This is a genomic window from Streptomyces sp. NPDC048297 (assembly GCF_043201585.1).
In the GTDB taxonomy this organism is placed as follows: Bacteria; Actinomycetota; Actinomycetes; order Streptomycetales; family Streptomycetaceae; genus Streptomyces.
Map to the genome: position 1 here is coordinate 164,913 of NZ_JBICZA010000013.1, position 26,259 is coordinate 191,171.

The window sequence follows — 26,259 nt, forward strand, 5'->3', positions numbered from 1 at the left end:
GTCGTATCGCGGGTGCGGATTCCGAAGGTAAATGGCCATTGACGCAATGGTTTTCGTCGGGGTTCTCTAGGCAGCGCCGGGAGCCGACGAGACGACGTACGACGATCCGCCGGAGGCGATAGCGCTCCCGACCACCACCCTCACGCACCAGTCGATCGGAACACCGCCGCATGACCGACACGCTCCGCCCTGTCGAAACAGCCGTCATCGATGCCCCCGCGGGCTCTGACGGCCCTCGGAAGCTCAAGCGTTCCATCGGCGTCGTCGGAGGCACTCTGCTGACGCTCTCGTGCGTCACGCCCGCCTCCACGCTCTTCGTGGTCGTCCCCGACCTCTTCGGTTCCCTCGGCACCGCCACCGCCCTGACGATCGCCATCGGCTCCCTCCTGTGCATCGCCGTGGCGTTCTGCTACTCCGAGCTGGGCACCCTCATCCCCAGCGCGGGCGGCGAGTACGCCATGGTGTCGACGATGGCCGGACGGCTCGCGGGCTGGCTGGTCTTCGTGCTCTCCCTGCTGGTCGTCATGATCGTGCCCCCGGTGATCGCGATGGGCACGGCGGACTACCTGGCACCCGTCGTGCACCTCGACCCCGCGATGACCGGCGCGGGAGTGATGCTGCTGGCCACTCTCGCCGGCCTGCTCGACCTGCGCGCCAACGCCTGGATCACCGGCATCTTCCTGGTCCTGGAGGTCATCGCCGCCGGCGTCGTCGCGATGCTGGGCTTCACGCACAGCCAGCGCGGGATGGGCAGCCTCGTCTCCATGCAGGTGGCCGACTCGGCCGGTCACACCGACTCCGTGACGGCCATGCTCGTCATCTCCGGACTCGCCATCGCCCTCTTCGCCACCCAGGGCTTCTCGACCGCCGTCTACCTCTCCGAGGAACTGGAGAACCCGCGCCGCAACGTCGCCCGCACGGTCCTCGCCACCCTCGCGATCTCCTCGGTGATCATCCTGGTGCCGGTCGTCGCCATCACCCTGGGCGCCTCCGACCTCAAGGCGCTGACCGGCGGTGACCTCAGCTCGATGGTGATCGCCTGGTCCAACTCCGCCGTCGGCACCTTCGTGAGCCTGTGCGTGGCCCTCGCGATCATCAACGCGGGCATCGTCATGGTCATCCAGAACTCCCGCGTCCTGTTCGCCTCCGCCCGCGACAAGGCCTGGCCCGGCCCGGTCAACAACGTCTTCTCCAAGCTCGGCCGCTTCGGCTCCCCCTGGGTCGCCACGCTCGCGGTCGGCGTCCCCGGCGCCCTGCTCTGCTTCGTCAACCTGGACACCCTCTACGGCGTCACCGGCGTCTCGGTGACCGGCATGTACCTGCTGGTCGCGGTCGCCGCCCTGCTGTCCCGCCGCGGCTCCCACAAGCACACCCCGGCCTGGCGGATGCCGCTGTGGCCCGCGATGCCGATCCTGCTGATCGTGGTCCTCGCCTACATCCTCACCCAGCAGGAGACGGTCTACCTGGTGTGGACCGGCGGCATCACCGCCGTCGCCACCCTCTACTGGTTCTTCTACCTCCGCCCGCGCCGCGAGACCCGCTGGCTGGTCTCCGTCCCGGAGGACACGGACGCCTGACCGTCCCGGTCTTGATCCCCGTCGCCCTTGCCGCCTGTCACAGGTGGCAAGGGCGATGTCGTTCCGGGCGCCTCGCGTACCACCTGCCGCGTACCGCGTACCGCGTCCGAAGTACGTGGCGCGGGAGCCGTAGTACCCAGGGATGGGGCGGGTTCAGACCGGTGGCCGCATCCGTTGTCGGTGGCGGCCCGTACCGTTGAGGGCATGGATCTTCGAAGGCCCGCGCTGCGCGGGCTGCTGAAGGGGCCGCGCCGGCTGATCGCCGCCGCGGCCGCTGTCGTGGTGCTCGCCGGTGCGGGCACCTGGACGGCCGTCGCCTCCGACGACGCGCCGCCGGTGCACCGCAGCGACCGGATCATGACCATGGCCGACGGCACCCGCATCGACACCTCCTACTTCACCGGCGCCGCCACCGGCCGCCGCCCCGCCGTCCTGCTGGGACACGGCTTCGGCGGCAGCAAGGACGACATGCGCCGGCAGGCCGAGGACCTCGCCCGCGGCGGATACGCGGTGCTCACCTGGTCCGCGCGCGGCTTCGGCCACTCCACCGGAAAGATCGGCCTGAACGACCCGAAGCACGAGGTCGCCGACGTCTCCCGGCTCATCGACTGGCTGGCGAAGCAGCCGCAGGTCCGGCTCGACCGGCCCGGCGACCCGCGCGTCGGCGTGGCCGGCGGCTCCTACGGCGGCGCGATCTCCCTGCTCGCCGCCGGACACGACCGGCGGGTCGACGCCATCGCCCCCGCCCTCACCTACTGGAACCTCGCCGACGCCCTGTTCCCGGACGGCGTGTTCAAGAAGCTGTGGGCCGGCGTCTTCTTCAACAGCGGCGGCGGCTGCGCCCGGTTCGAGGCGGAGCTGTGCCGGATGTACGACCGGGTCGCCGAGTCCGGCACCCCGGACCAGGCCGCCCGCGAACTCCTTCAGGAGCGCTCGCCGTCCGCCGTCGCCGACCGCATCAAGGTGCCCACCCTGCTGGTGCAGGGCCAGACCGACTCCCTGTTCACCCTCGCCCAGTCCGACGCCGCCCAGAAGGCGATCAGGGCGAACGGCGCCCCCGTCGACGTCGACTGGATCGCGGGCGGACACGACGGCGGCGACATGGAGACCGGCCGCGTGGAGCACCGGGTACAGGCCTGGTTCGACCGCTACCTCAAGGGCGACCGGTCCACCGGCACCGGCCACGCCTTCCGCGTCACCCGCACCGGAGGCGTCGACTCCACCGACGGCGCCGCCCTGCTGCGCGGCGCGAGCGCCCCGGCCTACCCCGGCCTGCACGACCACCAGAAGGCCGTGGCCCTCACCGGCGGCGAGCAGCACCTCGCCAACCCGGCCGGCGCCAGCCCGCCCGGCGTCTCCGCGCTGCCCGGCCTCGGCGGCGCCGGTGGCCTCTCCCAGCTGTCCGCGCTCGGCGTCGGCGTCTCCCTCGACTTCCCCGGCCAGTACGCCAAGTTCGACTCCGCACCCCTGCGCACCGCCCTGCGTATCACCGGCTCCCCGACCGTGACCGCCCGCATCACCTCCACGCGCGCGGACGCCGTCCTGTTCGCCAAGGTGTACGACGTCGGCCCCGACGGCACCCGGCAGGTCCTCCCCTCCCAGCTCGTCGCACCCCTGCGCGTCACCGGCGCCGAGGCCGGCAAGGACGTCACCATCAGCCTTCCGGCGATCGACCACGAGGTGCAGAAGGGCCACCGGCTCCGCCTGGTCCTCGCCTCCACCGACCTCGGCTACGCCTCACCGGCCGCCCCGGCGACGTACACCGTCTCCCTGACGTCCGACCTCAGCGTGCCGACCGCCCCCGCCGTCACCACCGCCGCGACCCCGCTGCCCGCCTGGGTGTGGTGGCTGCCCCTGGCCGGTGCCGCCGTCGCCCTCGCCCTGCTGCTCACCGCCCGGCGCCGCACCACCGCCCCCGCGCCCGACCCCGCCCTCGCCGACGTCCCGCTGCAGATCAGCGACCTGACCAAGCGGTACGCCCGGTCCGCCGACCGGTACGCGGTGCGCGAGCTGTCCTTCCGCGTCGAGAAGGGCCAGGTCCTCGGACTGCTCGGCCCCAACGGCGCGGGCAAGACCACCACCCTGCGCATGCTGATGGGCCTGATCACGCCCGACGGCGGCGAGATCCGCGTCTTCGGCCACGCCGTCCGGCCCGGCGCGCCCGTACTGTCGAGGGTCGGCGCCTTCGTGGAGGGCGCGGGCTTCCTGCCGCACCTGTCCGGGAGGGAGAACCTGGAGCTGTACTGGCGGGCCACCGGCCGCCCGCCCGAGGACGCCCACCTGGACGAGGCCCTGGAGATCGCCGGGCTCGGCGACGCCCTCGCCCGCGCGGTGCGCACCTACTCCCAGGGCATGCGCCAGCGCCTGGCCATCGCCCAGGCCATGCTCGGCCTGCCCGACCTGCTCATCCTGGACGAGCCCACCAACGGTCTCGACCCGCCCCAGATCCGCGAGATGCGCGAGGTGATGATCCGGTACGCGGCCGCCGGCCGCACGGTCATCGTCTCCAGCCACCTCCTCGCCGAGGTCGAGCAGTCCTGCACCCACCTCGTGGTGATGGACCGCGGCCGGCTGGTCCAGGCGGGCCCGGTCCAGGACATCGTGGGCTCCGGCGACACGCTGCTGGTCGGCACCGGCACACCTGTGGAGGAGCCGGTCGTGGACAAGGTGGCCGCGCTGCCCGGCGTCGCCTCCGCCGTCCGCACCGAGGACGGGCTGCTGGTCCGCCTCGACCCCGGCGGCACCGCCGAGGGGCTGGTCGTGGAACTGGTGCGGCTCGCGGTGCCGGTCGCCTCGGTCGGCCCCCACCGGCGCCTGGAAGACGCCTTCCTCACCCTGATCGGAGGTTCCGCATGAGCACGCTGGCCGAGCGCACGGAGCCCATGGAGACCGCCTGCGGCTACCGCGCGGCCCGCACCCTGCCGCTGCGCGTGGAGTTGGTCCGCCAGCTGGGGCGGCGCCGCACGCTGGTCATGGGCGCGATCCTCGCCGTGCTGCCCTTCGTCCTGCTGATCGCGTTCGCCATCGGCGGCAGCCCGTCCGGGCGCGACGGACGGGTGACGCTGATGGACACGGCCACCGCGTCCGGCGCCAACTTCGCCGCGGTCAACCTGTTCGTCTCGGCGGGCTTCCTGCTGGTGATCCCGGTCGCCCTGTTCTGCGGGGACACGGTCGCCTCCGAGGCCGGCTGGTCCTCCCTGCGCTATCTGCTCGCCGCACCCGTGCCCAGAGCCCGGCTGCTGTGGTCCAAGCTCGTCGTGGGCCTCGCCCTGAGCCTCGCCGCGATGGTGCTGCTGCCGGTCGTCGCCCTCGCGGTCGGCACGGCCGCCTACGGCTGGGGCCCGCTGCAGATACCGACCGGCGGCGCACTGGACGCGGGCACCGCCGCACAGCGCCTGGCCGTCGTGGTCGCCTACATCTTCGTGTCCCAACTGGTCACCGCAGGACTGGCGTTCTGGCTGTCGACCAGGACAGACGCCCCGCTCGGCGCGGTCGGCGGCGCGGTCGGCCTGACCATCGTCGGCAACGTCCTGGACGCCGTCACCGCCCTCGGCCACTGGCGCGACTTCCTGCCCGCGCACTGGCAGTTCGCCTGGGCCGACGCCGTCCAGCCACAGCTGGAGTGGTCCGGCATGATCCAGGGCACCGCGATCTCCGTGACGTACGCCCTGGTGCTGTTCGCCCTGGCCTTCCGGGGTTTCGCCCGCAAGGACATCGTCTCGTAGGTCACCGGAGGATCACCTACCTGTCTCGGCGGGCCGCCGCCGTGGCCGGTTCGAGACGCATCCGCAACACCCCGGGGCGCACGTTCCGGACCCCCGCGCCGTCACAGTCGGCAGAGAGGTCGCGGAAGGCGGCCCCAACTGGCTTGGGGGGACAGCGAGATGGAGCGGGACGGGACACAGCGAGCACGGCGGGTGAGGGCGGCGCTGCTCGCCCTCACGGCCACGGGCGGCCTGCTGCTCACGGCCTGCTCGGGGAGTGGCACGGCGGATCACAGCGACAGCGCCGAGCGTCACGGTCTGCCCGCGCCGGCCCCCGCCCCCGGCGACAAGCGCGGCGGGAGCACCGGCCAGGACTCGCCGTCGGCCGCGCCGCGCAGCGACCTGTCCACCTTCGCCCTCGACGTCGACACCGCCTCCTACACCTACGCCCTGCGCACCCTCGCCGACGGCCGCACCCCCGACCCCGCGGCCGTCCGGCCCGAGGAGTTCGTCAACAGCTTCCGCCAGGACTACCGCCGGCCCGACGGCGACGGCTTCACCGTCACCGTGGACGGCGCCCGCACCACCGGGAAGGACTGGTCGCTGGTCCGCGTCGGCCTCGCCACCCGGGCCGCCCAGCCGGACGACGAACGCCCGCCCGCCGCGCTCACCTTCGTCATCGACGTCTCCGGCTCCATGGCCGAACCCGGCCGGCTCGACCTCGCCAAGCGGTCCCTGGACACCATGACCGACCGGCTGCGCGACGACGACTCGGTGGCCGTCGTCACCTTCAGCGACCGCGCCGAGACCGTGCTGCCCATGACCCGGCTCGGCGGCCACCGCGCCGAGGTGCACGACGCCGTCGACAGCCTTGAGACGCAGAGCTCCACCAACCTCGGCCAGGGCGTCGAGCGGGGATACGCCACCGCCGTCGACGGCCTGCGCAAAGGCGCCACCAACCGGGTCGTCCTCGTCTCCGACGCCCTCGCCAACGACGGCGAGACCGACCCCGACGCCATCCTCGACCGCATCGACACCGCCCGCCGCGAGCACGGCATCACCCTCTTCGGCGTCGGCGTGGGCAGCGACTACGGCGGCGCCCTCATGGAACGCCTCGCCGACAAGGGCGACGGCCACGCCGTCTACGTCTCCGACACCGGCCAGGCCCGCACGGTCTTCTGCGAGCAGCTCCCGCGCAACATCGAGCTGACCGCACGCGACGCCAAGGCCCAGGTCGCCTTCGACCCGCACACCGTCGCCGACTTCCGCCTCGTCGGCTACGACGACCGCAAGGTCGCCGACGACGACTTCCGCAACGACCACGTCGACGGCGGCGAGGTGGGTCCCGGCCACACCGTCACCGCTCTGTACGCGGTCCGCACGAAGCCCGGCGCCGACGGCCACCTCGCCACCGCCACCGTCCGCTGGCTCGACCCCACCACCCGCGCCCCGCACGAGGAGTCCGGCGCACTGGAGATCGGCGCCCTGCACGACTCCGTGTGGGAGACGAGCCCCCGCTTCCAGGTCACCGCGGTCGCCGCCTACTTCGCCGACGCCCTGCGCCGCACCGGCGAGGACCACGGCCCCGCCCTGCCCGGCGCCCCGGGCCCGGCCCGCCTCGCCACCCGCGCGTCCACCCTGGCCGACCTCACCGAGGACCGGGACGTACGGGCACTCGCGGACGCGGTCCGGCAGGCGAGCGGCACCCGTTCCGCCGACTGACGCGCCGGTCGACCAGGCCAGGAGCGGACCGGGCACACCCCATTGACCTTTCCCTGCCTCTGAGTAAGTTGACGCTCCTGTAAACAGGTTCGGCACGTCGGCACGATCCGCGACCGGGAGCCGTCATGGGCGTACGCAGGGATCTGAAGCGGGCACGGCGGCGCACCGACCTGGCGGCGCGTGCCGAGGTGGAGATCGTCAGGGACGCGGAGGGCACCGTCAGCGAGGTGCGGGCGGCCCCCCTCGCGCCCCCGCTCGCCCACGGCTCCCTCGCCGACCTGCCCTTCACGCACGCGGCCGAGACCCCCGACGCCGTCCTCGTCCGCCGCCGTACCGAAGCGGGCGACTGACGGCCGGTCACGGCCGCCGCCGTACCGAAGCGGGCGACTGACGGCCGGTCACGGCCGCCGCCTTCGCCGACCTCAACCTGTTCTTCCTCGCGGCCGGCATCGTCGTCTACGAGGGCTACGGCCTGACCGAGACCAGCGCCGCCGCCACCGTCGTACCCCCGCTGCGCCCGCGCCCCGGCACGGTCGGCCTGCCGATCCCGGGCGTGTCCGTCCGCATCGCCGACGACGGCGAGGTGCTGATCAAGGGCGGTGTGGTCTTCGGCGCGTACTGGAACAACCCGGCCGCGACCGACGCGGTCCTGGCGGACGACTGGTTGGCCACCGGCGACCTCGGCGCCCTCGACGAGGACGGCTACCTCACCATCACCGGCCGCAAGAAGGACCTCATCGTCACCTCCGGCGGCAAGAACGTCTCCCCGGCGGTCCCGGAGGACCGGCTGCGCAGCCGGGCGCCGGTCGGCCAGTGCGTCGTCGTCGGCGACAACCGGCCCGTCGTCGCCGCGCTGATCACCCTCGACCCGGAGGCGGTCGCCCACTGGCTGACGGTGCGGGGGCGGCCCCTGGACACCCCGTCGGCCGAGCTGCTCGGCGACGACGAACTGCGCGCCGAGGTGCGAAAGGCGGTCGACCACGCCAACCGGGCCGTCTCCCGCGCCGAGTCCATCCGCGCCTTCGCGCTGGTGGAGGGGGAGTTCACCGAGGAGAACGGGCTGCCGACCCCCTCGCTGAAGGTCAGACGGCACGCGGTGACGGCGGCGTACGCCGAGGAGATCGAACGGCTCTACCGGAGGTAGGAAAACACGGCGGCGGGTCACCGGAAGAACCGGTGACCCGCCGCCGCGGGGGTACTCGCTCAGCCGTTGCTGGACAGCGCGGAGAGGTTCGACAGGAGGTGCGAGAGCGTCTCGTCGCCCTTGGCCTGCGTCGAGTTCTCGGTGCACTGCTGGTTCTGCGGGTTGGACAGGACCGGGATGTCCTGGACGCCGACGTTCGCGATGAGCGCGGCGATCGACTGGGCCTGGACCTTGGCGGGCAGACCGACACAGGGCTTGTTCAGCGACCCCTGGACCAGCGACAGCTGCGGGCTCTGGTCGCCACTCGTGGCCGAGTTGCCGAACGACTGCGTGGCGTCATTGCCGCTGAGGGAGGTCGTGCCGGTGTCGTTGTTGACGGCAAGCGCCTGGGGGGCGGCGATGCCAGCGAAACCGGCGACGGAGGCGGCGACAGCCGCAGTTGCCCACAGCTTCTTCATTGTTGTTTCCCTTTCGAAAGGCGGACTCCGGGGAGGAGTTGCATGATCGTCAACGGTCGAAACGCCGCCGGGGTTGCGGCCTTTACCCCGTTTGGGTCAGCGTGGTCGGACAACCGCACAAGCACCCGTCCGGCCGTCGTGCGAACGCCGACGTCGTGCGAGCGCGCCCGGACACGCCGACGTGCCGCCCGGACACGCCGACGGGCCGCCCGGACACGCCGACGGGCCGCCGGGAAACGGCGGCCCGTCGGACGGGACCCGAAGGGCCCGGGGATCTTTGGATCAGCCGTTGCTGGAGAGCGCGGAGAGGTGGTCGAGCAGGTGCGAGAGCGACTCGTCGCCCTTGGCCTGCGTCGAGTTCTCGGTGCACTGCTGGTTCTGCGGGTTCGACAGGACCGGGATGTCCTGCACGCCGACGTTGACCAGGGCCAGGATCGACTGGGCGTTGAGCTTCGCCGGCAGGCCGATGCAGGGCTTGTTGAACGAGCCCTGGATGAGGCCGATCTGCGGGCTCATGTTGCCGTACGTGGCGGAGTTGCCGAACGCCTGCGAGGCGTTGTTGCCGCTGGACGTCGTGGTGCCGTTGGTGTTGTCGACGGCCAGGGCGGGCGACGCGACGGCGGCGGAGGCGCCGACAGCGGCGACTGCGACCGCGGCGGAGGCCAGAACCTTCTTGATCACTTGCAATTCCCTTCAGGAGAAACCCCGTCCACCGGAGCGTCCTGGATCAACTGCCGATGTCCCTGATGAGTTGCTCCCGTTCACTCCAATGGCCCACGCGGGGGCGTGCGGCGCGCCCGGAGGAGTGCCGAAGGAGTGCCGAAGGAGTGCCGAAGGAGTGCCGCAGGAGTGCCGGAGGGGTGCTCGGGAATTCCGTCGATTCCGTGACGCGGAAGGATCCGATCGAGTGACGCCCCGCAACCAATCGGTGCCGACAGGGTTGATGCCAGGGCAGGAACATGAGTCTTGGTGAGAAGCCAGGAAAGGAAAGCGAAATGCTGAAGAAGGCAATGGCCGCGGCTGCGGTCGCCGCGTCCCTCGTCGGTATGTCGGCGGCGGCGGCCCCGCAGGCGCTTGCCGTCAACAACGACACGGGCACCACCTCGGCGAGCGGCAATGGAGCCACGGAGGCCTTCGGCAACAGCGTGACCGGCGGGAACATGAGCCCGCAGCTGTCGCTGGTCCAGGGCTCGCTGAACAAGCTCTGTGTCGGTCTGCCGGCCAAGGCCCAGGCCCAGTCGATCCTGGCGGCGGTCAACGTCGGCGTCCAGGACATCCCGGTCCTGTCCAACCCGCAGAACCAGCAGTGCGCCGAGGACTCGACGCAGGCCAAGGGCGACGAGACGCTCTCGGGCCTGCTGTCCGACGCCTCGGTCCTGTCCACCAACCGCTAGAGCGGCAGGCGGTCCTGGCCGGCCGAAGACCGTTCGGGCGACGTGCGGGTCATCCGCGCCGCCCGAGCGGTCTTCGTCGTCTTGCGGGGCCGTCCGCCGGAGTCTGTCCAGAATCCTCGAAGAAGCGCTTCTCCACCGAATCCCGCCGGATCCTGTCGAATCCCGCCGGATCCCGCCGGATCCCGCAGAGCCCGCCGATTGCGCCAACGTGTCAATTCTATGTAGGCGTTCGAGTGAATTGACCGGCGACGCGTGTTCCGTAGTTTCTTCTTCCGTCTATCCCTCGTTTTACAGCCTGCTGGTCATGGTGCGAGCCGTTCAAGCTGTGCTCGCTCGGTTGCGGCCGACAAATGGACATGACCGCAGAGAAGGGAAAGTTCATGAAGAAGAGCGCTGCTGTCGTCGCCGGCGCGATCATGGCCCTGGGCGTTGCCGCCCCGGCCTTCGCCGACTCCGGCGCCGAGGGTGCCGCTGTCGGTTCCCCGGGTGTCCTCTCCGGCAACACCGTCCAGGCCCCGATCCACGTTCCGGTCAACGCCTGCGGCGACACGGTGGACGTCATCGCTCTGCTGAACCCGGCGTTCGGCGGCGGTTGCGCCAGCAGCTGACCGTGTAGCACAACGCACCAGCCCACCGGCTGTGTTCTGGCCGGCCTCGGATCGCCGATCCTTCGATTCAGCGTTCCGAGGCCGGCCTTCCCACTTCTTCGAGCAGGAAGACAACTCGAATTGCGACAGACCCTCAGCAAGGGCATCGTCGTGGCCGCCGCCGCGACGAGCGTGCTGTCCTTGTACGGCAGCCAGGCGCTGGCCGACTCGGGCGCGCACGGTGCCGCACAGGGATCCCCCGGTGTGTTGTCCGGTAACTCCGTCCAGGTTCCGGTGGACGTCCCGGTCAACGTCTGCGGCAACTCCGTCGACGCGGCGGCAGCGCTGAACCCGGCGTTCGGCAACGCCTGTGCGCACGTCCACGGTTCGAAGCCGAAGCCGCACCACGACGACACGTACGGCGACTCCGGCTACGGCGACGAACTCCCGCCCCCGTACGGTGGCGAGGAGACGACCCCGCCTCCGAGTCATACGTCCACTCCGCCTCCGTACGGCGGGGAGGAGACCACCCGGCCTCCGACTCATACGTCCACTCCGCCTCCGTACGGCGGGGAGGAGACCACCCGGCCTCCGAGTCATACGTCCACTCCGCCTCCGTACGGCGGGGAGGAGACCACCCGGCCTCCGAGTCATACGTCCACTCCGCCTCCGTATGGCGGGGAGGAGACCACCCGGCCTCCGACTCATACGTCCACCCCGCCTCCGTATGGCGGGGAGGAGACCACCCGGCCTCCGACTCATACGTCCACCCCGCCTCCGTACGGTGGTGAGGAGACGACTCCGCCCCCGACTCATACGTCCACCCCGCCTCCCTACGGCGGCGAGGAGACCACCCCGCCTCCCGGTGGGGGCGAGCACACGACGCCGCCCACCCTTCCGCACACCGGTGGTAACGCGGAGGCCATGATCGCGACCTCGGCCGCCAGTGCCGCGCTGATCGCGGCCGGCGCCCTGCTCTACCGGCGCGGCCGAGCCGGAGCCCACCGGTAACGTGCCGTGCGGGGTGCCGGACCCAGGGTCCGGCACCCCGTCCTCCATACGACTCCGCCCTCACGGGCGGCACTTCGGCGCCGTGCTGCCCACGGCGCCGAACGCATCCTCCAGCCCCGCACCGCGTCCGGCACCTCGCCACGCCGTTCCGGCGAGCAACAAACCTCACCCGTGCGGGGGGCCGGGCCACCTGAAAGCCCTAACCGCGCTGGCCGTTCCCGTACAGATATGACTGGGTGTCCATCACGGGAACCGTGCGGCGGGAAGGCGGTTCGAGGCATGAGAGGAGCGGTCATGGCTCCACAGAGGCGAAGGCCCCGGCCCTGGCGGCTGACCATGGCCGCGGTGGCGTTCACCGTGTCCGTCGCGCTGGCCACCGGTTCCGGATTCGCGGCGGGAGCGTCGCGGGCCGGCGACCCGCCCGTCCCCTCGGCCACCGTCTCGCCCCCGGCACCGAAGGCGCTGCCCCCCTTCGGTGCCTTTCTCGACTCCGGGCCCATGGGCATCGCCCGCATGGCCGAGCTGAGCCGGTGGCTCGGCGGGACCGAGCTGAAGGTCGCGCACACCTATCTGCCCGGCGACCGCTGGCGGGACATCGAGGGCGAGCCCGGGTTCCTGGACGCGTGGGCGTACTGGCGGCGCGAGAAGCCGGACCGCACGCTTGTCCTCAACGTGCCCATGCAGGAGCGCAACGAGGACAACCTGCCCGACCCCGAGGTGTCGGCGCTGCTGCGGCAGGGCGCCGCCGGGCAGTTCGACGGGCACTTCCGCGCGCTGGCCCGGCGGCTGGTGCAGCTGCGGGTGCCGGACACGGTGATCGTGCTCGGCTGGGAGATGAACGGCATCACCTACACACATCGCTGCGGACCGGACCCGCAGGCCTGGAAGACGTACTGGAGACGGATCGTCACCACCATGCGGTCGGTGCCGGGCCAGCGGTTCCGGTTCGACTTCGCGCCGAGCCGCGGCCGGGACGCCGTCCCCTGGACCGAGTGCTATCCGGGCGACGACATGGTCGACATCGTCGGCATGGACTCCTACGACCAGCCGGCGGGAGTGACGTTCGACGAGCAGGTGACGGAGCCCTACGGCCTCCAGCAGCAGGTGGACTTCGCGAAGGCCCACGGCAAGCCCCTCTCCTACCCGGAATGGGGACTCTTCCGCAACGGCGACAACGCCGACTACATGCGGCGCATGCTCGACTGGATCGACGCGCACCGGCCGCTGTACAACACGCTGACCGACTACTGCCCGCACGGCGTGTGGCAGTGCTCCGCCAACCCCCGGTCGTCCCAGGTCTACCGCTCCGCGCTGTACGGCCGCCTCACCGACCAGCCGTCCCCGGCCCCGGCACCCGAGACCCCCACCTCCACGCCCACCCCCACGTCTACGCCGACCACGGCCCCCACCGCGACGCCGACCCCGGTCGCGCCCGCCACGCCGGTGCCCGCGCCGGAGTCCGTCCCGCGGCATCCGGCCGGCTGCTCGCCGCTGGACCTGAGCGACTGGGTGGAGTACTGGATCGGCGGCAGGCTCTGCGTCCGCCTCGCCTGGTGGTCACCCACCCGCTAGCCGGACACGGGGCGTTCCCGCCACTGGTGCAGCACGTCCCTGCCCCGCTGCCGGGCGGCGGCGTCGGCGAGGGCGGCGGACAGCAGCGGCGCGGTGCGCCGGCGGGCCAGCAGGAGCCGCTGGTTGGCGACCGGTTCGGGGCGCCAGTGGTGCTTGTACGGCTCGTCGCCGCGCAGCAGGCTGAGCGCGCCGCGTGCGCCCGCACCGGCGTTCGCCGCGAGTTCGCCGCACGCGTCCAGCAGCATCACGGCCACGTCCGCCTTGCGTTCGCGCAGCCCCGGATGGGCGCCGTAGAGATAGCCGCCGGCCAGGCTCCGGGACAGCAGCGTCAGGTCCACGGCGACCACGTCCGCGCCGATCCGGAACTCGGTGACGACGGCGTCCCCGGAGCGGACCATCGGTCCCACCGCGCGCACCAGGTGCTCGTGGAAGCGGGGTCGCAGATGTTCGGTCGTCACCTTGCGGTCCTGCCACTGCAGCCGGTGCAGTTCCAGCAGCCGGCGCAGTGCCGCGTCCACGTCCGCGGGGCCGGCCACCTGCCGGGTCACGTCGAGCGCGGCCAGCTTGCGGAGTTTGGCGCGCACCCGCTGGGCCTTGCCCGACGGCAGCCGGGCGAGCAGCCCGTCCATGGGCACGGCGGGCAGCTCCAGGCACAGCGAGTCCCGCACCCGTCGGCGGGGCCCGCACCAGCGGTCGTAGACCTTCTCCGCCGCGCCGCCCGGCCGCACCTCGCGCAGGTCGATCAGCGCCGTGCGCGCCGCGTGCGCGAGGGCGGCGGTGAGGGCGGTGGCGGCGCGCCCGTCGTCGGCGTCGTCCAGCAGGACGTCGCCGTAGTCGGAGATCGGGCCGCCCAGCGGCACCAGCGCGGGCAGCGGGCCGCGCGCCCGCATCAGCGGGGCCGCCGCGACCAGGTCGCCGCCCGAGCGCACCAGGAGCAGCCGCAGCCGCCCCCGCTCGCCGTACGACTGCCACCACGAGTGCAGCCAGGCGTGAGTCTGGAACGGGGTCGCCGAGGCGCACCGCCGGTACAGCCGGCCCCAGGCCGGGGCCAGCGCGGCGAAGGCCGCCTCGTCGGTGACGCATTCGGTGACGAGTCCGGTGACGAGTCCTGTGCCGAGCCCGGTGCCGAGTCCGGTGCCGTGCCGGCCGGCGGGTGCGGACGGCGCGGACTGTCCGGTGCGCGCCCTGGTGCGCGCCGCGTACGTGGCGGTCACCGCGAACGGTGTGCGTCGGCGGCGAGGGTGGGGCCCGGTACCGAGGCCGCGCGCACGGGCTCGTCCTGCGGGCGGCGTCCCGGCCGTACCAGCAGCACCAGAGCGCCGAGCAGCCCGCCCGCGCTCGCCCCGACCAGGGTGGTCACGCCCGCCGAGGCCGACGTCGGCGTGGTCGGCCGCACGGCGGGCGAGAACGACAGGAGTTCGACGCGGGTGCCGGCCTTGGCGGCGTCGGCGCGCCGGGTCAGGGAACCGGCGACCGCGTTGGCCATGTCGGCGGCCCGGCCGGGGTGCGCGGAGGTGGCGGAGACGGCGACCATCGGGGCGTCCGGCGAGGTGGCCGTGCGGACGCTGTCGCGCAGGGTGGCCACCGGTACGCCCGCCCGCGCCTGGGCGTCGCCGAGCACCGCCAGGTCGGTGGCGACCCGGCCGTAGGCCTGTGCGAAGCCGAGCGCGGAGGCGGTGTCGGACCGGTCGGTGGGTACGGCGATGACATAGCTGGTGGCCGTGTACGTCGGCGGTGTCAGCACGCCGTACGCGCAGCCCAGCACTCCGCCCGCGAGGACGCCGGCCGCCACCAGCGACCAGGGAGGGAGGGCTCGGACGCCCGCGAGACGGGAGGTGCGGCGGCGCCGGTTGGTGTTGTCGGTCATGACGGGACGGCTTTCTGCGGGGAACGGGACGAAGGAGCCGGATGGGCCAGCGCCGTGGCGTAGACGTCCATGAGCCGGGCGGCGCTACGGGTGATGCAGTAGTGACGGGCCGCCTGCGGGGCGGCGCGCGGGCCGGGCCCGGCGGCCCGGACCCCGGCCAGCGCGGCGGCGTACGCGCCGGGGTCGCACGGGACGCGCAGGGCGTCCGGGGCTGCCGGGTTGTCCGGGGCGGCCTCGGGCGGCAGGTCCTGGAGGGCGGGGCAGGAGGTGTAGCGCACCGGAAGCCCGGCGGCCAGCGCCTCGACGACGGCCAGGCCGAAGGCCTCCTCAGGCGACGGCGAGGCGAGCACGTCCATCGCGGACGTCAGCGCGGGCAGGTCGGGGCCGGACGAGCCGTCGCCGGCGTACGGCCGCTCGCCGGCGAACACCACCCGGTCGGCGACCCCGGCCGCCACCGCGCCACGCCGCAGCGCGCTCTCCTCGGGGCCCCCGCCGACCAGCAGCAGCCGGCACTCGCGCGGGAGGCGGGCGAGCGCGTCGAGCAGGACGTCGAAGCGCTTGCCGGGGGCCAGCCGGCCGACACCGCCGATGACGAACGCGTCCTCGGGCAGCCCGAGTACGGCCCGCGTGCGCAGCCGCAGCGCCGGATCGAAGCGGAACCGGGCGAGGTCGATGCCGTTCGGTACGACCGTGATGCGCGGGCCGGGCACGCCCCAGCGGGCGAGGCGCTCGGCGACCGTGGGCGAGACCGCGACCGTGGTCCGGCCCAGCCGCTCCCCGGCCAGGTACAGCGCGCGCACGCCCGCGCCGAGCGGCCGGCCCTCCATCTGCAAGTCGCCGAGGGAGTGTTCGGTGGCGACGACCGCGCGGACCCCGGCGAGCCGGGCCGCGATCCGGCCGTACAGGCAGGCCCGGTAGAGGTGGGTGTGCACGAGGTCGTAGTGGCCGCGCCGGATCAGCCGGGCCAGCCGGGGCAGTGCGGTCAGGTCGCGGTTGCCGGCCATGCCGAGGTGTGTCACCCGTACCCCGTCGGCGGCCAGCCCGTCGGCGACCGGCCCGGGGTCGGTGAGCGTCACCACGTCGCACGTCAGGGGCAGATGCCGCAGCAGCAGCCGCAGTTGCTGCTCGGCGCCGCCCACCCCGAGCCCGGTGATGACGTGCAGGGCCCTCATCGCAGCCCCGCGACGGGACGGCGGCGCAGCCGGTGCAGCCGGTACTTCAGGAGCAGGCGTACGGCGGTGTCGTTCTGCCCGACGTACACACGGGGCAGGACGTGCGGGCTGCTCAGCCCGCCGGGGTCGATGGCGCAGGCGTAGGCGTAACCGGCGGCCCGTACGGCGTCCCGGGCGCGCCGGTCGACGGTGCCGTACGGGTAGCAGAAGCCGGTGACCGCGGTGCCCGTCAGCTCCTCCAGCAGGGCGCGGCTGCCGGCGGTCTCGGCGTGCAGCGCGGTGTCGTCGGCTCGGGTCAGGTCGACGTGGGTGAGGCCGTGCGAGCCGATCTCCATGCCGGCGCGGGCGGCGCGCCGGATGCCGTCGGCGGTGAGCAGCGGTTTGCGGGGGCCCAGCGGGTCCCAGGCGTTGTCGCCGCCCAGCCGGCCGGGCAGGACGAACAGGGTGGCCGTGCAGTCCCAACGGGCCAGCAGGGGAAGGGCGTCGGTGACGAAGTCGGCGTAGCCGTCGTCGAAGGTGAGCCCCACCAGACGGCGTCCCGCGCCCCGGGCGCGGGCGGCGAGCAGCTCCGCGACGGACACCCCTCTCAGGCCCCGCCCGCGCAGCCAGCGCAACTGCAGCTCCAGGCGGGCGGGGGAGACCGTGACGCGGTACGGGTCGTCGGCGCAGTCGCCGACCGAGTGGTACATGGCGATCCACGGGGCGGGGCCGGGCCGGGGCGGGCGGCTGGGGGAGCCGGTGCGGGGGGCGGTGAGAGGGCCGGTACGGGGGCCGGGCACCGCGGACGACTCCGCGGAGGGCTGCGCCGACGGCTGTACGGATGGCTGTACGGACGGCTGTACGGACGGTTGTGCGGACGGTTGTGCGGACGGTTGTGCGGGCGGCTGTGCGGGTTTGAACGGCTCAGCGGAAGACGGCATGGGCGAGCCTCCGGGTGCGGGTGCGTACGGAACGGAGAGCGGGTGCGAAGCCCTGGGCGCCCAGGGCCCAGCCGAGCAGGACGAACACGACGGTCACGGTGAGGCCTCCGGCGGCGAGAGAGGCGACGGGCGCGGAGGGCGCGGCGGGCCCGCTCGCGGCGAGCGTCCCGGCAGCCGTGGCCGCCACCGCCGCGCACAGCGGGCGGCTCAGCTCGCGCAGTACGTGCCCGGTGCGGACGGGCACCCCGCGCGGCCTGCCGTGCCGGGCCGAGCGCATGCCGCACAGCAGCAGCGCGGCGGTGAGCGTGATGCCGGCGGCGTTCGCGGCGGCGATCCCGGTGACTCCCCAGGAGCCGACCGTGCCGGCGCCGATCCAGCAGGTCACGACGATGCCGGCGGCCATGGCGCCGAGCGGGTACCAGGTGGCGCGGCCCGCCGAGAAGTAGGAGCGGACCAGGACGCCGGTCAGGGTCTGGCCGAGCAGACCGAGCGCGTACACCCGTATCACGCCCGCCGTCGCGGCGGTGTCTCGTGCGGTGAACGCGCCCCGCTGAAAGAGGAGTTCGACGATCTGCGGGGCGCAGGCCAGGACCGCCGCGGTGCCGAGCAGCACCACACCGGAGGCCACCGCGAGGTCCCGCTCCACGCGGGCGCGGGCCCGCTCGGTGTCGCCCTCGGCCAGGGCCCGCGCCACCACCGGGAAGGTGACCGTGCACAGCATCGTGGACAGCGTCATCGGGATCTGCGCGATCTTCTGGGCGTAGTTCAGGTGCGAGATGGCCCCGGCGGGCAGGCTGGAGGCGAGGAACCGCTCGACGAGCACCTGCGCCTGCCGGCACAGCGCGAACAGCACCACGGACGCCATGAGGAGGATGTTCAGCGGCTGTGTGTCGGTGCCGGTGCTGGTGCCGATGTCCGAGCTGGTGCTGGCATTGGTCTCGGTGTCGGTGGTCGGCCGGGTGGGAGCGGCCGGTGGCCTGGTGCACAACTGCCGTACGAGAGACGGAAGCTGGGTCAGGACCATCAGGATCCCGCCCGCCGCGACCCCGAACGCGGCCGACCGCACACCCCAGGCGCCGCCCAGGGCGAACATCGCCGTGACGATGCCGACGTTGTAGACGACGTAGATCGCGGCCGGTGCCAGATAGCGGCGGTGGGCGCGCAGGGCCGCGCTGCCGTATCCGGCGAGACCGAAGCTGAGCACGCAGGTCGCGGTGAGCCGGGTGCAGTCCACGGCGAGCGCGGGATCCGGCAGACCGGGTGCGAGCACCCCGACGAGCCGCGGCGCGGCCACGGCGACCAGCGCGCCCACGGCGGTGAACGCCAGCGCCAGCCGGGGCAGGGTGACGGCCACCAGGGACCGTACGGGGTCGCCGGACGCGCCCTGGGAACGGCGGGCCAGGGCCTTGCTGAACGCCGGGATCAGCGCGAACGCCAGCCCTTCCTCGATCAGCAGCGTGGCCGCGAACTCCGGCACGGTCCAGGCGACCAGGAACGCGTCGGTGTCCCGTCCGGCCCCGAACAGCCGCGCCAGCGACTGGTCCCGGACCAGCCCGAGCAGCGCCCCCGCGACGGTCAGGGAGGCGGTGAGGAGGGTGGCCCTGGCGAGGAAGCGGGGGGTGAGGGGGGTGTGCTCGGCGGTGTCGTCCGCCCGGCGGGGGGTGGTGCCGGCACTGGTACTGGCACCGGTTCCAGTAGCGGTGTCGGTGCCGGTATCCAGGCCGGGGCTCGGGCCGGTGGCCGTTTCGGTGTCCGGGCCGGTGGCGTGGCGGGGGGTGGGGGGCAGTGTCATCGGGCCGCGGCCTCCTCGGTGCCCACCAGGGACCACCACGCCACCAGCCCGAGGGCGACCCCCGTCAGGACCGTCGACGGGCCGCCGATGTCGGCGTAGGCGAAGTCGACCAGCAGCCAGACCAGCAGGCCGCAGCCGACCAGGGCGCACTCCCGGCCCCGGCCCGAGCGGCGGCCCCGCCGAAGCCCCCGCAGCGCGCACACGAGCAGCGCGAGCCAGCCGCCCGCGAGGCACAGCAGTCCGATCAGCCCCTGCTCGCTGAGGACCAGCAGGTACATGTTGTGCGGGGACAGCAACGGCTGCCTGCGGAAGGCCGCGCCGGCGCCCTCGGTGTCGCTGCCCGAGGACAGCGCGAGCGAGGCGTGCCCGTCCCGGTACTCGGGGAAGCCCTTCAATCCGACGCCGGTGAGCGGGTGCTGCCGCCACATGTCGGTGGCCGCCGCCCACATGGTGTACCGGTCGGTGACGGACTGGTCGGGGGCGTCGGCGACCCGGGTGATGCTGTCGATCCGCTCCTGAAGCATCGCCGTACCCACCCCGAGACCCCCCACCAGGACCACACCCGCCGCCACCACGGCCGCGCCCACCTTCAGCGCCCGGCGCGGTCCGGACAGCGCCAGTTGCAGGACGAGGGCGACGGCGGTGGCGATCCAGGCGCCCCGGCTGAACGACAGGGCCAGCGGCAGCAGAAGGGCGAGTGCGCAGGCGGTCGCGACCGCGCGCTCCCGGGCCGGCGACTTCCCGAACTTCCCTGACTCCCCGGACTTCTCTGACTCCCCGGTCTTCTCTGACTCCCCGGTCTTCTCTGACTCCCCGGTCTTCTCTGACTCCCCGGTCTTCTCTGACTCCCCGGTCTTCTCTGACTCCCCGGTCTTCCCTGACTCCCCGGAATTTTCGGGAGCGGCTTTCGCGGAGCGGCCAAGCGCCAGCCCCGTCGCACAGAGCAGCCCGAGCGACACCACCGTCGCCATGCCCATCACGTCCTGCGCGCCGAACGTGCCGACCGCGCGGATGTCCTCACCCTGGTACGACGCCCCGGTGCGCGTGAGGTACTGCTCGACGCCGATCGCCCCCTGCCACAGCGCGAGCCCCACGAACGACCAGGCCAGCAGCCGGAAGTCACGCCGGTCGCGGACCAGGAGCAGCACCGCGCCCGGCACCAGGACGAAGACCTGCAGATAGCGGCCGAGGCCCGCGATCCCCTCGGCCGGCGACACCGCGCCCATCGCGGCGAGCGCGAACCCGGCCACGGGCAGGCCGAGGATCACGGCGGCGGCCGGGGTCAGCGGACGCCGGCGCGCGCGCAGCAGTCGTACCACGCAGAACACGACGACCAGGGCGGACATCGCGTCGGCCGGGCCCGCGCCGCCGTCCCCGGCGGGGGAGACGGGCAGCGCCAGAAGCGCGACCACCGCGACCACGGCCAGTACCGGGGACGGCCTGAACGGCCGGTGCCGGTCCAGGGGCAGGTGCAGGGGCAGGGGCAGGGGCAGGCTCATCGGTCAGCTCCCCGTGGACCGTACGAGCGCGGCCGCCGTGCGCAGCAGGATGCAGACGTCCTGCCACAGCGACCAGGTGTCGATGTAGGCGTTGTCGTAGCGGGCGCGGTCCTCGATGGAGGTGTCGCCGCGCAGTCCGTTGACCTGGGCGAGGCCGGTGATGCCGGCCCGCATGCGGTGCCGGGCCGCGTATCCCGGATAGGCCTGGCTGAACTGCCGTACAAAATAAGGGCGTTCGGGGCGCGGTCCGACCAGGCTCATGTCGCCCCGGAAGACGTTCCACAGCTGGGGCAGTTCGTCCAGCGAGGCCGTGCGCAGGAGGCGGCAGAAGCGGCTCATCTCCCGCTCGCCCGCCACGCTCCACCGGGTCGCCGCCTCGTGCTCGTCGACCGGGCGGTGGGTGCGGAACTTCAGCAGCGTGAAGGGGCGCCCGCCCTCGCCGATGCGCTCCTGCCGGAAGACGACCCCCGGCCCGCCGGTGAGCCGGAGCACCACCGCGCACACCAGCAGCACCGGACTCGCCAGGACGAGCAGGATCCCGGACACCACCACGTCCAGCAGCCGCTTACCGAGGCCGCCGCGCCGCCCGGAGCCCAGATCGAGATGCCGGACGGAGAACCCGGCGAGCTGGTCGCGCATCTCGTACGCCGGACAGTCCGCGTCCACCTCCCACACCGTGCAGCCCGACTCGACGAGCGCCCGCAGCAGCGGCCCCTTCTCGGCGCGTACGTCGGAGGTGACGGTGAGCACCGCCCGCACCCCGTTCTGGATGAGCGCCCGCTCCACCTCCTCGCCGGTGGTGAGCACGGGCAGCCCGCCGCTGCCGACCGGGCGGTCCGTGACCACGCCCACCGGACGCACCCCGCAGCGCGGATCCCTGAGCAGCGCCGCCGCCACCCGCTGGGCGGTCGCCGCCGGGCCCACGACCAGCGCCGTGCGGGGGCGCCGCACCTGCGTGGCCCGGCGGTGCCGGCGCACGGCACCGCGGCCCGCGCAGGCCGCCGCCGCGTGCAGCGCCCAGCCGAGCAACAGGGTGCCGGCGGACAGGGCGACGGCCGGATCGTGGGCGGCGAGCAGCGCGGCGAGCGCCAGCCAGGCGACCGCGGTCCGGCCGCAGACGGCGGGCAGTTCGTCGAGCACACCGGGCAGCGCCCGCCCGGCCCGCGGACGCAGCACCAGCGCCACGCCCAGCAGCGCGGCGACCTGGAGCGGGCGGTGCGCGGCCTCGTCCAGGGCCGTGGCGCCGACCAGCGCGGCGCCCAGGTCGGCGGCGAGCAGCGGCAACGGCGAGGCGGGCCGCGCGGGCGGCCGGCGCAGCGGGAACCGGAAGCCGCGTTCGGGGCGGGCCGGCAGGACCGAGACGGGCGGGAATCCGGGATCCAGGGGCTGCGCGCCGGGGGAGGGGGCGGTGCTTTCCGCGGTCACGAGGGGGTGGACTCCCTGCACTCGGTGGACTCCCTGCACTCGGAGGGCATGGGCGCGGGCGTGGGCATGGGCGCGGGCATGGGTACGGGTACGGGCGCGGGCGTTGGCACGGAGGGCCGGGCGGCGAGGAGTTCGCGGTAGAGGTCCGCGATCCTCGCGGCGGTGTGCCGCACGTCGTGCGTGGACAGGACGTACCGGCGGCCTTGTTCGCCGAGGGCCGCGCGCAGCGGTGCGTCGGACAGCAGGGCGGCGACCACCCCGGCCAGCGCCGCGGCGTCCTGCGGCGGGACCAGGCAGCGCGCCGCGAGGGCCGGCGGCAGACTCTCGCGGGCGCCGCCCACATCGCTGAGGACGACGGGCCGTCCACAGGCCAGCGCCTCCAGCGGGGCGAGCGCCATGCCCTCCCAGCGCGAGGGCAGCGCCACCAGGTCGGCGGCCCGGTACCAGGGCAGCGGATCGGCGACCGCGCCGGTGAACAGCACGTCGGGGTGGGCCTGTCGGCGCAGCGCGTCCCGGTCGGGCCCGTCGCCGACCAGCACGAGCCGCGCGTCCGGAACCGTGCGCAACACCTGCTCCCAGGCCCGCAGCAGCACGTCCTGCCCCTTCTGCCGGCACAGCCGCCCGACACACACGACCAGCGGGGCGGCGGCGAACTCCGGTGGGAGGCAGCGGCGGACGGGGGCGGGGGAGAAGGGCGAGAAGGGCGAGAAGGGCGAGAAGGGCGAGAAGGGCGAGAAGGGGGGGAAGCGGGTGAGGTCGATTCCGTTGGGGACGACGGTGTACGAGGCGCGCACACCGGCGCGCAGACCCGTCGCGCGCTCGGCCTCGCTGACGCACACCACCCGGTGCGCCCAGCGCGCCCCCCACCGCTCCCAGCGCAGGGCGAGTGCGGCCGTGGTCCCGTCGACCGCCTCGAACGACCACGCGTGCGGCTGGAACACGGTCGGGATCCGTCCGCGCACGGCGAGCCGGGCCGCCAGCCCGGCCTTGGCGCTGTGCGCGTGCACCAGTTCGGGCCGTACCGCGTCGACCAGACGCGCGAGCCGCCGTACCTCGCCCGGCAGACCGGGACCCGGCGAACGGTCGGCCCGCCATTCCCGTACGTCGGCTCCCAACTCACGCAGGCCTGCGGCCAGTTCGCCGCCTGGGCAGCCGGCCGTCACCCGCAGACCGGCCGCCAGCTGGGCCCGCGCGAGATCCAGTACGACCCGGGCGACTCCGCCGTCGACGGGCTGCGCGAGGTGCAGGACCCGTGGCCGGAATTCGGGTACTGGCTGGTGCATTCGCGGGTTACCTCGCTCACGGGGCGCTCGGGACGACAGGGGGCGCGCGGGACCGGCAGGGGCCGCTCGGCGCGGCGGCCGGGAACGCGCCTCACTGCGCGGCGGCGTCCACGGCGTCCGCGACGTTCGTGATGTCCGCGATGCTCGCGGCGTCCGCGACGGCGCGGGGTGCGCCGGGCCCTGCCGGGTCCGCGTGGGAAACGAGCCGCGAGCCCGGCTGGTCACCGCCGCCTCGCCGGCCCGGACGAAGATCGGACATATCCGGGACCCGGCCGGACGCATGGACGTAGCCCGGAATCCGCCGGGCCCCTACGCGCTCCGCCGCACCGATCGTGGTGGGGCGTACGCCGTCCGTGGGACGGGGGGTGGCGCCCGGTGCGAGAGGGGTGCGGTCGCCGTGTGCGGGCCGGAGCGTGCGCGGATCGCCCGCGCGGCCCCGGTCCCGATCCCGGTCCCGGTTCCGGTCCCGATCCCGGTCCCGGTTCCGGTCCCGGTTCCGGTCCCGATCCCGGTTCCGGTCCCGGTTCCGGCCGCCGCCCCGGTCGCCGCCGGGGGCGCAGAGCCCGGCGGGACCGGTGGCGAGGCCGGCGCTCACCGTCGTACGTGGCAGCGGGTCCAGGGAATTGCGCATGGCCGGCGGTGCCTTTCGCACGTACGGGAGAGGTCGGCAACATTAGTGACCAGATGTACCAATGGGTGGATTCGGCGCAAGTGTGTCGGAAATGTGAAGGTCGCCCCCGGGGAGATCACTCCATTGGCCGCACAACCCCGGGGAGAACGCCGCGTTGACAACAACGCCGGGCATTCGCCCGATGTTTGTGTCGATTCCAAGGAGCACCTCTCCATGTCGCGTTTCGCGAAGGGTCTGGTCCTGACCTCCGCCGCCGTCGCGGCCGTCGCCGGCGGTGCCGGTATGGCCTCCGCCGACTCCGGCGCCTCCGGCCTCGCCACCCACTCGCCGGGCGTGCTGTCGGGCAACGCCGTTCAGATCCCGGTGCACGTTCCGATCAACCTCTGCGGCGACACCGTGGACGTCATCGGTCTGCTGAACCCGGGGTTCGGCAGCACCTGCGTCACCGACTGACCTCGGGACGCAACCCTTCGGCCGGCCGTCCGCCCGCGCTTCGTCAGCGGGCGGGCGGCCGGTTCGCTTGCCCGGCGCGGAGAAACCGCTCACCCGAAGGGATCTCATATGTCTTCTCCCGGCCGGGGTTTCCGGCCCGGCGGAAAGTCGTTGAACGGGGCGTCAGAAATCTCTGGGGTGACGTGAGTTGCCGAAGAAAGGAACATGATGAAGTCCCTGAAGGCCGCCGCTGTCGTTGCCGGTTCCGTGGCCCTCGCCGGCGTCGCCGCGCCCGCGTTCGCCTACAACACCACCGACGTGGCGCCGATGAGCCTCAACGGAGGCGTCAACCGCCTCACCTCGGGTGGCCTCACCGTGCGCGACGTGATGCCGCTGCAGCACCAGTCCGACGCGCTCGACACCGAGAACAAGGACTCCGTCCTCAGCACGGTCAAGGGCGCCACCACCGCCCTGAACCAGCACAACCCGCTGCTCGGCGGCCTGCCCCTGCAGAGCTGACACCGCGGCCCCGTACATCGCGGCCCCGCACACCGCCGTCCTCGCACACCGCCGTCCTCGCACACCGCCGTCCTCGCACACCGCCGTCCCCGCGCACTGCGGCCCGCGCACCGTCGCCCCCGCACACCGCGGCACCGGCCCCCGGCGTGTTCGACCCCGCTTCGCTCGATCGTGTGGAGCGCCCCCCGGCACTCGTCCGGAAGGGTGAGAAGCCCCCCGGTCGCGGCACGGCCCGTCGATAGGGTCGCGCGGTGACCTCAACCTCAAGCGAAGCCCGCCCCGCCGTCCGCGCCGCCTCCCTGGGCACCCTCGTCGTCCTGGCCTGGAGCGGCGAGGCCCCCGACGGCACCGACATGCCGTATCTGCTCGCCTACTCCCTCGGGGACACCGAGGGCGGGCCCGAGGCCACCGCGGCCGCGGTCCACCAGATGCTGGCGGACAACGGGCTGCCGGTCGGCGGCAACCCGGTCGACGGCACCGCCAGGCCCAGCCTGCCCGTCACCCTGCTCGTCGAGGCCGGCCAGGCCGTCGTCAACATGCCGCAGTTCGTCGCGCAGGCCGACGCGCCGCCGGAGTGGCTCGCCGCGGTCGCCCGACGCGGCTACGCCTACCTCGTCTTCACCACCCGCGCCTGGCCCGAGGCCGCCCCCGGCCGCCCCGTCGAGGCAGCCGCCCTCGCCGACTTCGCGGGGGCCGAGGAGACCCTGACCGCCGCCGCGCACGTGATCCTGCCGGCCCGCAGCCTGCGCGGCTGATGCCCGGAGCCCTGGCCGGCGGCAGGGAGTTCGGGCTGCTGCTGGTGCTCACCCGCTGGTGGGACTTCTGGACGAGCCGACCGCCGAAGATCAGGCTTTCGGTGAGCTGACTATTGCTGCAGTCGGGCGAATTGTGTGCTGACGGCGTTTTCCGGCTCGTTACGCGGTACGGACGTCGAATTCCCGCATCCTGAAAGGGACCGTACCTGACATGAAGTCGACCACCCGAGGAACCCTTGCCGCCGTCGTCACGGGCGTCGCGGCCGCCGTGGGTGCCGCAGCCACCCCCGCAGCCGCGGTCGGCACGGTCCCCGTTCCCGTGCCGCTGGAGGGCGTCTCCCGGTCCCTGCACATGGAGGTGCCCGAGGCCGGTCTGGAGGTGCCGCTGCTGTCGCCGGGCGCCCCCGAAGGCCCCCGCTTCGTCACCGGCCGGCTCCTTCCCGACCGCACGCTGCCCCAGGTGCCGCTGAACGGTGCGCTGCCGGGCGCCCATCTGCGGGCACCGCTGCCGCACGTCCTCGGGGACGGCTTCGACCACGTCGGCTTCGACGCCCCCGCCTCCGACCTGCACGCCCTCGCCCCGGGACTGGCCGTGGACGCCCCGCTCACCCGGCCGAGGGGCGACAACTTCGGACTCCCGGACCTCAAGCTCCCCCAGGCCGGCGTCATCGCCCCCGTCCTGCGGACGGTCCCGGCCGCCGACCTGGTCATGGGGCCGGGCCTCTAGCGGACCTCGCGCACAGAGCCGTCGTACCACCGGATGGCCCTCCCGGTGGTGACCCCGACCGCGGTGCG

Annotated in this window: 24 protein-coding genes and 1 pseudogene; 14 read left to right on the plus strand and 11 right to left on the minus strand. The window is 73.5% G+C overall.

Annotation, left to right across the window (positions count from 1 at the left end):
- Positions 1 to 170: 170 nt before the first annotated feature.
- The 6 genes and pseudogenes from ACGFYV_RS17060 to ACGFYV_RS17085 all read left to right on the plus strand — a co-directional run.
- Positions 171 to 1,577 (plus strand): APC family permease, encoded by a 1,407-nt coding sequence (locus tag ACGFYV_RS17060; protein ID WP_393879167.1) that lies wholly within the window; start codon positions 171 to 173, stop codon positions 1,575 to 1,577.
- Between the two features lie 204 nt (positions 1,578 to 1,781).
- Positions 1,782 to 4,433, plus strand: a complete 2,652-nt coding sequence (locus tag ACGFYV_RS17065) for a CocE/NonD family hydrolase (RefSeq protein WP_393879168.1) — start codon at positions 1,782 to 1,784, stop codon at positions 4,431 to 4,433.
- Positions 4,430 to 5,302: an ABC transporter permease gene (locus ACGFYV_RS17070; protein WP_393879169.1), complete on the plus strand. Its 873-nt coding sequence runs from the start codon at positions 4,430 to 4,432 to the stop codon at positions 5,300 to 5,302. The genes ACGFYV_RS17065 and ACGFYV_RS17070 overlap by 4 nt, the downstream gene beginning before the upstream one ends.
- Positions 5,303 to 5,461: 159 nt before the next feature.
- A complete protein-coding gene (locus tag ACGFYV_RS17075; RefSeq protein WP_393879170.1) occupies positions 5,462 to 7,003 on the plus strand; it encodes a von Willebrand factor type A domain-containing protein in 1,542 nt (513 codons plus the stop codon).
- A 125-nt stretch (positions 7,004 to 7,128) separates the two neighbouring features.
- On the plus strand, positions 7,129 to 7,353 hold the full coding sequence (locus ACGFYV_RS17080) for a hypothetical protein (RefSeq protein ID WP_393879171.1): 225 nt from the start codon (positions 7,129 to 7,131) through the stop codon (positions 7,351 to 7,353).
- A 68-nt stretch (positions 7,354 to 7,421) separates the two neighbouring features.
- Positions 7,422 to 8,147: pseudogene (locus ACGFYV_RS17085) on the plus strand (AMP-binding protein); the annotation flags it as partial.
- Between the two features lie 59 nt (positions 8,148 to 8,206).
- On the opposite strand, the gene ACGFYV_RS17090 reads toward ACGFYV_RS17085, so the two are convergent.
- Positions 8,207 to 8,605, minus strand: a complete 399-nt coding sequence (locus ACGFYV_RS17090) for a rodlin (protein WP_393879172.1) — start codon at positions 8,603 to 8,605, stop codon at positions 8,207 to 8,209.
- A gap of 282 nt (positions 8,606 to 8,887) precedes the next feature.
- The gene (locus ACGFYV_RS17095) at positions 8,888 to 9,286 is read right to left on the minus strand and encodes a rodlin (RefSeq protein WP_393879173.1); all 399 of its coding nucleotides are present in this window, start codon (positions 9,284 to 9,286) and stop codon (positions 8,888 to 8,890) included.
- A 314-nt stretch (positions 9,287 to 9,600) separates the two neighbouring features.
- Here ACGFYV_RS17095 and ACGFYV_RS17100 point away from each other — a divergent pair, with 314 nt between their 5' ends.
- The 4 genes from ACGFYV_RS17100 to ACGFYV_RS17115 all read left to right on the plus strand — a co-directional run bounded on the left by ACGFYV_RS17100 (position 9,601) and on the right by ACGFYV_RS17115 (position 13,169).
- Positions 9,601 to 9,999, plus strand: coding sequence for a rodlin (locus tag ACGFYV_RS17100; protein ID WP_393879174.1), 399 nt, complete (start codon positions 9,601 to 9,603; stop codon positions 9,997 to 9,999).
- A gap of 380 nt (positions 10,000 to 10,379) precedes the next feature.
- Entirely contained in the window at positions 10,380 to 10,607 is a 228-nt protein-coding gene (locus ACGFYV_RS17105) for a chaplin (RefSeq protein ID WP_393879230.1), read from the plus strand.
- 120 nt (positions 10,608 to 10,727) lie between these two features.
- Positions 10,728 to 11,597 carry a chaplin gene (locus ACGFYV_RS17110; protein WP_393879175.1) on the plus strand — a complete coding sequence of 290 codons (870 nt, stop codon included), beginning with the start codon at positions 10,728 to 10,730 and terminating at the stop codon, positions 11,595 to 11,597.
- Between the two features lie 294 nt (positions 11,598 to 11,891).
- Positions 11,892 to 13,169 carry a glycoside hydrolase family 26 protein gene (locus ACGFYV_RS17115; protein ID WP_393879176.1) on the plus strand — a complete coding sequence of 426 codons (1,278 nt, stop codon included), beginning with the start codon at positions 11,892 to 11,894 and terminating at the stop codon, positions 13,167 to 13,169.
- Here ACGFYV_RS17115 and ACGFYV_RS17120 read toward each other — a convergent pair.
- The 9 genes from ACGFYV_RS17120 to ACGFYV_RS17160 form a co-directional block, all read right to left on the minus strand.
- A complete protein-coding gene (locus tag ACGFYV_RS17120; protein ID WP_393879177.1) occupies positions 13,166 to 14,383 on the minus strand; it encodes a GNAT family N-acetyltransferase in 1,218 nt (405 codons plus the stop codon). The two genes, ACGFYV_RS17115 and ACGFYV_RS17120, sit on opposite strands and share 4 nt — an antisense overlap.
- Entirely contained in the window at positions 14,380 to 15,036 is a 657-nt protein-coding gene (locus tag ACGFYV_RS17125; RefSeq protein WP_393879178.1) for a lipopolysaccharide biosynthesis protein, read from the minus strand. The genes ACGFYV_RS17120 and ACGFYV_RS17125 overlap by 4 nt, the downstream gene beginning before the upstream one ends.
- Positions 15,033 to 16,208, minus strand: coding sequence for a glycosyltransferase (locus ACGFYV_RS17130; RefSeq protein ID WP_393879179.1), 1,176 nt, complete (start codon positions 16,206 to 16,208; stop codon positions 15,033 to 15,035). Before ACGFYV_RS17130 ends, ACGFYV_RS17125 begins: the two co-directional genes overlap by 4 nt.
- Entirely contained in the window at positions 16,205 to 17,128 is a 924-nt protein-coding gene (locus tag ACGFYV_RS17135) for a polysaccharide deacetylase family protein (RefSeq protein ID WP_393879180.1), read from the minus strand. The genes ACGFYV_RS17130 and ACGFYV_RS17135 overlap by 4 nt, the downstream gene beginning before the upstream one ends.
- Complete coding sequence (gene murJ, locus ACGFYV_RS17140) at positions 17,112 to 18,920, minus strand: murein biosynthesis integral membrane protein MurJ (RefSeq protein ID WP_393879181.1); 1,809 nt, start codon at positions 18,918 to 18,920, stop codon at positions 17,112 to 17,114. Before murJ ends, ACGFYV_RS17135 begins: the two co-directional genes overlap by 17 nt.
- Positions 18,917 to 20,419 carry an O-antigen ligase family protein gene (locus ACGFYV_RS17145; RefSeq protein ID WP_393879182.1) on the minus strand — a complete coding sequence of 501 codons (1,503 nt, stop codon included), beginning with the start codon at positions 20,417 to 20,419 and terminating at the stop codon, positions 18,917 to 18,919. Before ACGFYV_RS17145 ends, murJ begins: the two co-directional genes overlap by 4 nt.
- 3 nt (positions 20,420 to 20,422) lie before the next feature.
- The gene (locus ACGFYV_RS17150) at positions 20,423 to 21,844 is read right to left on the minus strand and encodes an exopolysaccharide biosynthesis polyprenyl glycosylphosphotransferase (RefSeq protein WP_393879183.1); all 1,422 of its coding nucleotides are present in this window, start codon (positions 21,842 to 21,844) and stop codon (positions 20,423 to 20,425) included.
- Positions 21,841 to 23,127 carry a glycosyltransferase gene (locus ACGFYV_RS17155; RefSeq protein WP_393879184.1) on the minus strand — a complete coding sequence of 429 codons (1,287 nt, stop codon included), beginning with the start codon at positions 23,125 to 23,127 and terminating at the stop codon, positions 21,841 to 21,843. Before ACGFYV_RS17155 ends, ACGFYV_RS17150 begins: the two co-directional genes overlap by 4 nt.
- A 91-nt stretch (positions 23,128 to 23,218) precedes the next feature.
- Positions 23,219 to 23,758, minus strand: a complete 540-nt coding sequence (locus ACGFYV_RS17160) for a hypothetical protein (protein ID WP_393879185.1) — start codon at positions 23,756 to 23,758, stop codon at positions 23,219 to 23,221.
- 213 nt (positions 23,759 to 23,971) lie between these two features.
- Between ACGFYV_RS17160 and ACGFYV_RS17165 the strand changes: the two genes are divergently transcribed.
- From ACGFYV_RS17165 to ACGFYV_RS17180, 4 genes are all read left to right on the plus strand, one after another.
- Positions 23,972 to 24,211 (plus strand): chaplin, encoded by a 240-nt coding sequence (locus tag ACGFYV_RS17165; protein ID WP_393879186.1) that lies wholly within the window; start codon positions 23,972 to 23,974, stop codon positions 24,209 to 24,211.
- A gap of 207 nt (positions 24,212 to 24,418) precedes the next feature.
- Positions 24,419 to 24,709, plus strand: coding sequence for a hypothetical protein (locus ACGFYV_RS17170; protein ID WP_393879231.1), 291 nt, complete (start codon positions 24,419 to 24,421; stop codon positions 24,707 to 24,709).
- 251 nt (positions 24,710 to 24,960) lie between these two features.
- Positions 24,961 to 25,464 carry a DUF5949 family protein gene (locus tag ACGFYV_RS17175; RefSeq protein WP_393879187.1) on the plus strand — a complete coding sequence of 168 codons (504 nt, stop codon included), beginning with the start codon at positions 24,961 to 24,963 and terminating at the stop codon, positions 25,462 to 25,464.
- Between the two features lie 211 nt (positions 25,465 to 25,675).
- A complete protein-coding gene (locus ACGFYV_RS17180) occupies positions 25,676 to 26,191 on the plus strand; it encodes a hypothetical protein (RefSeq protein WP_393879188.1) in 516 nt (171 codons plus the stop codon).
- The last annotated feature ends 68 nt before the right edge of the window (positions 26,192 to 26,259 follow it).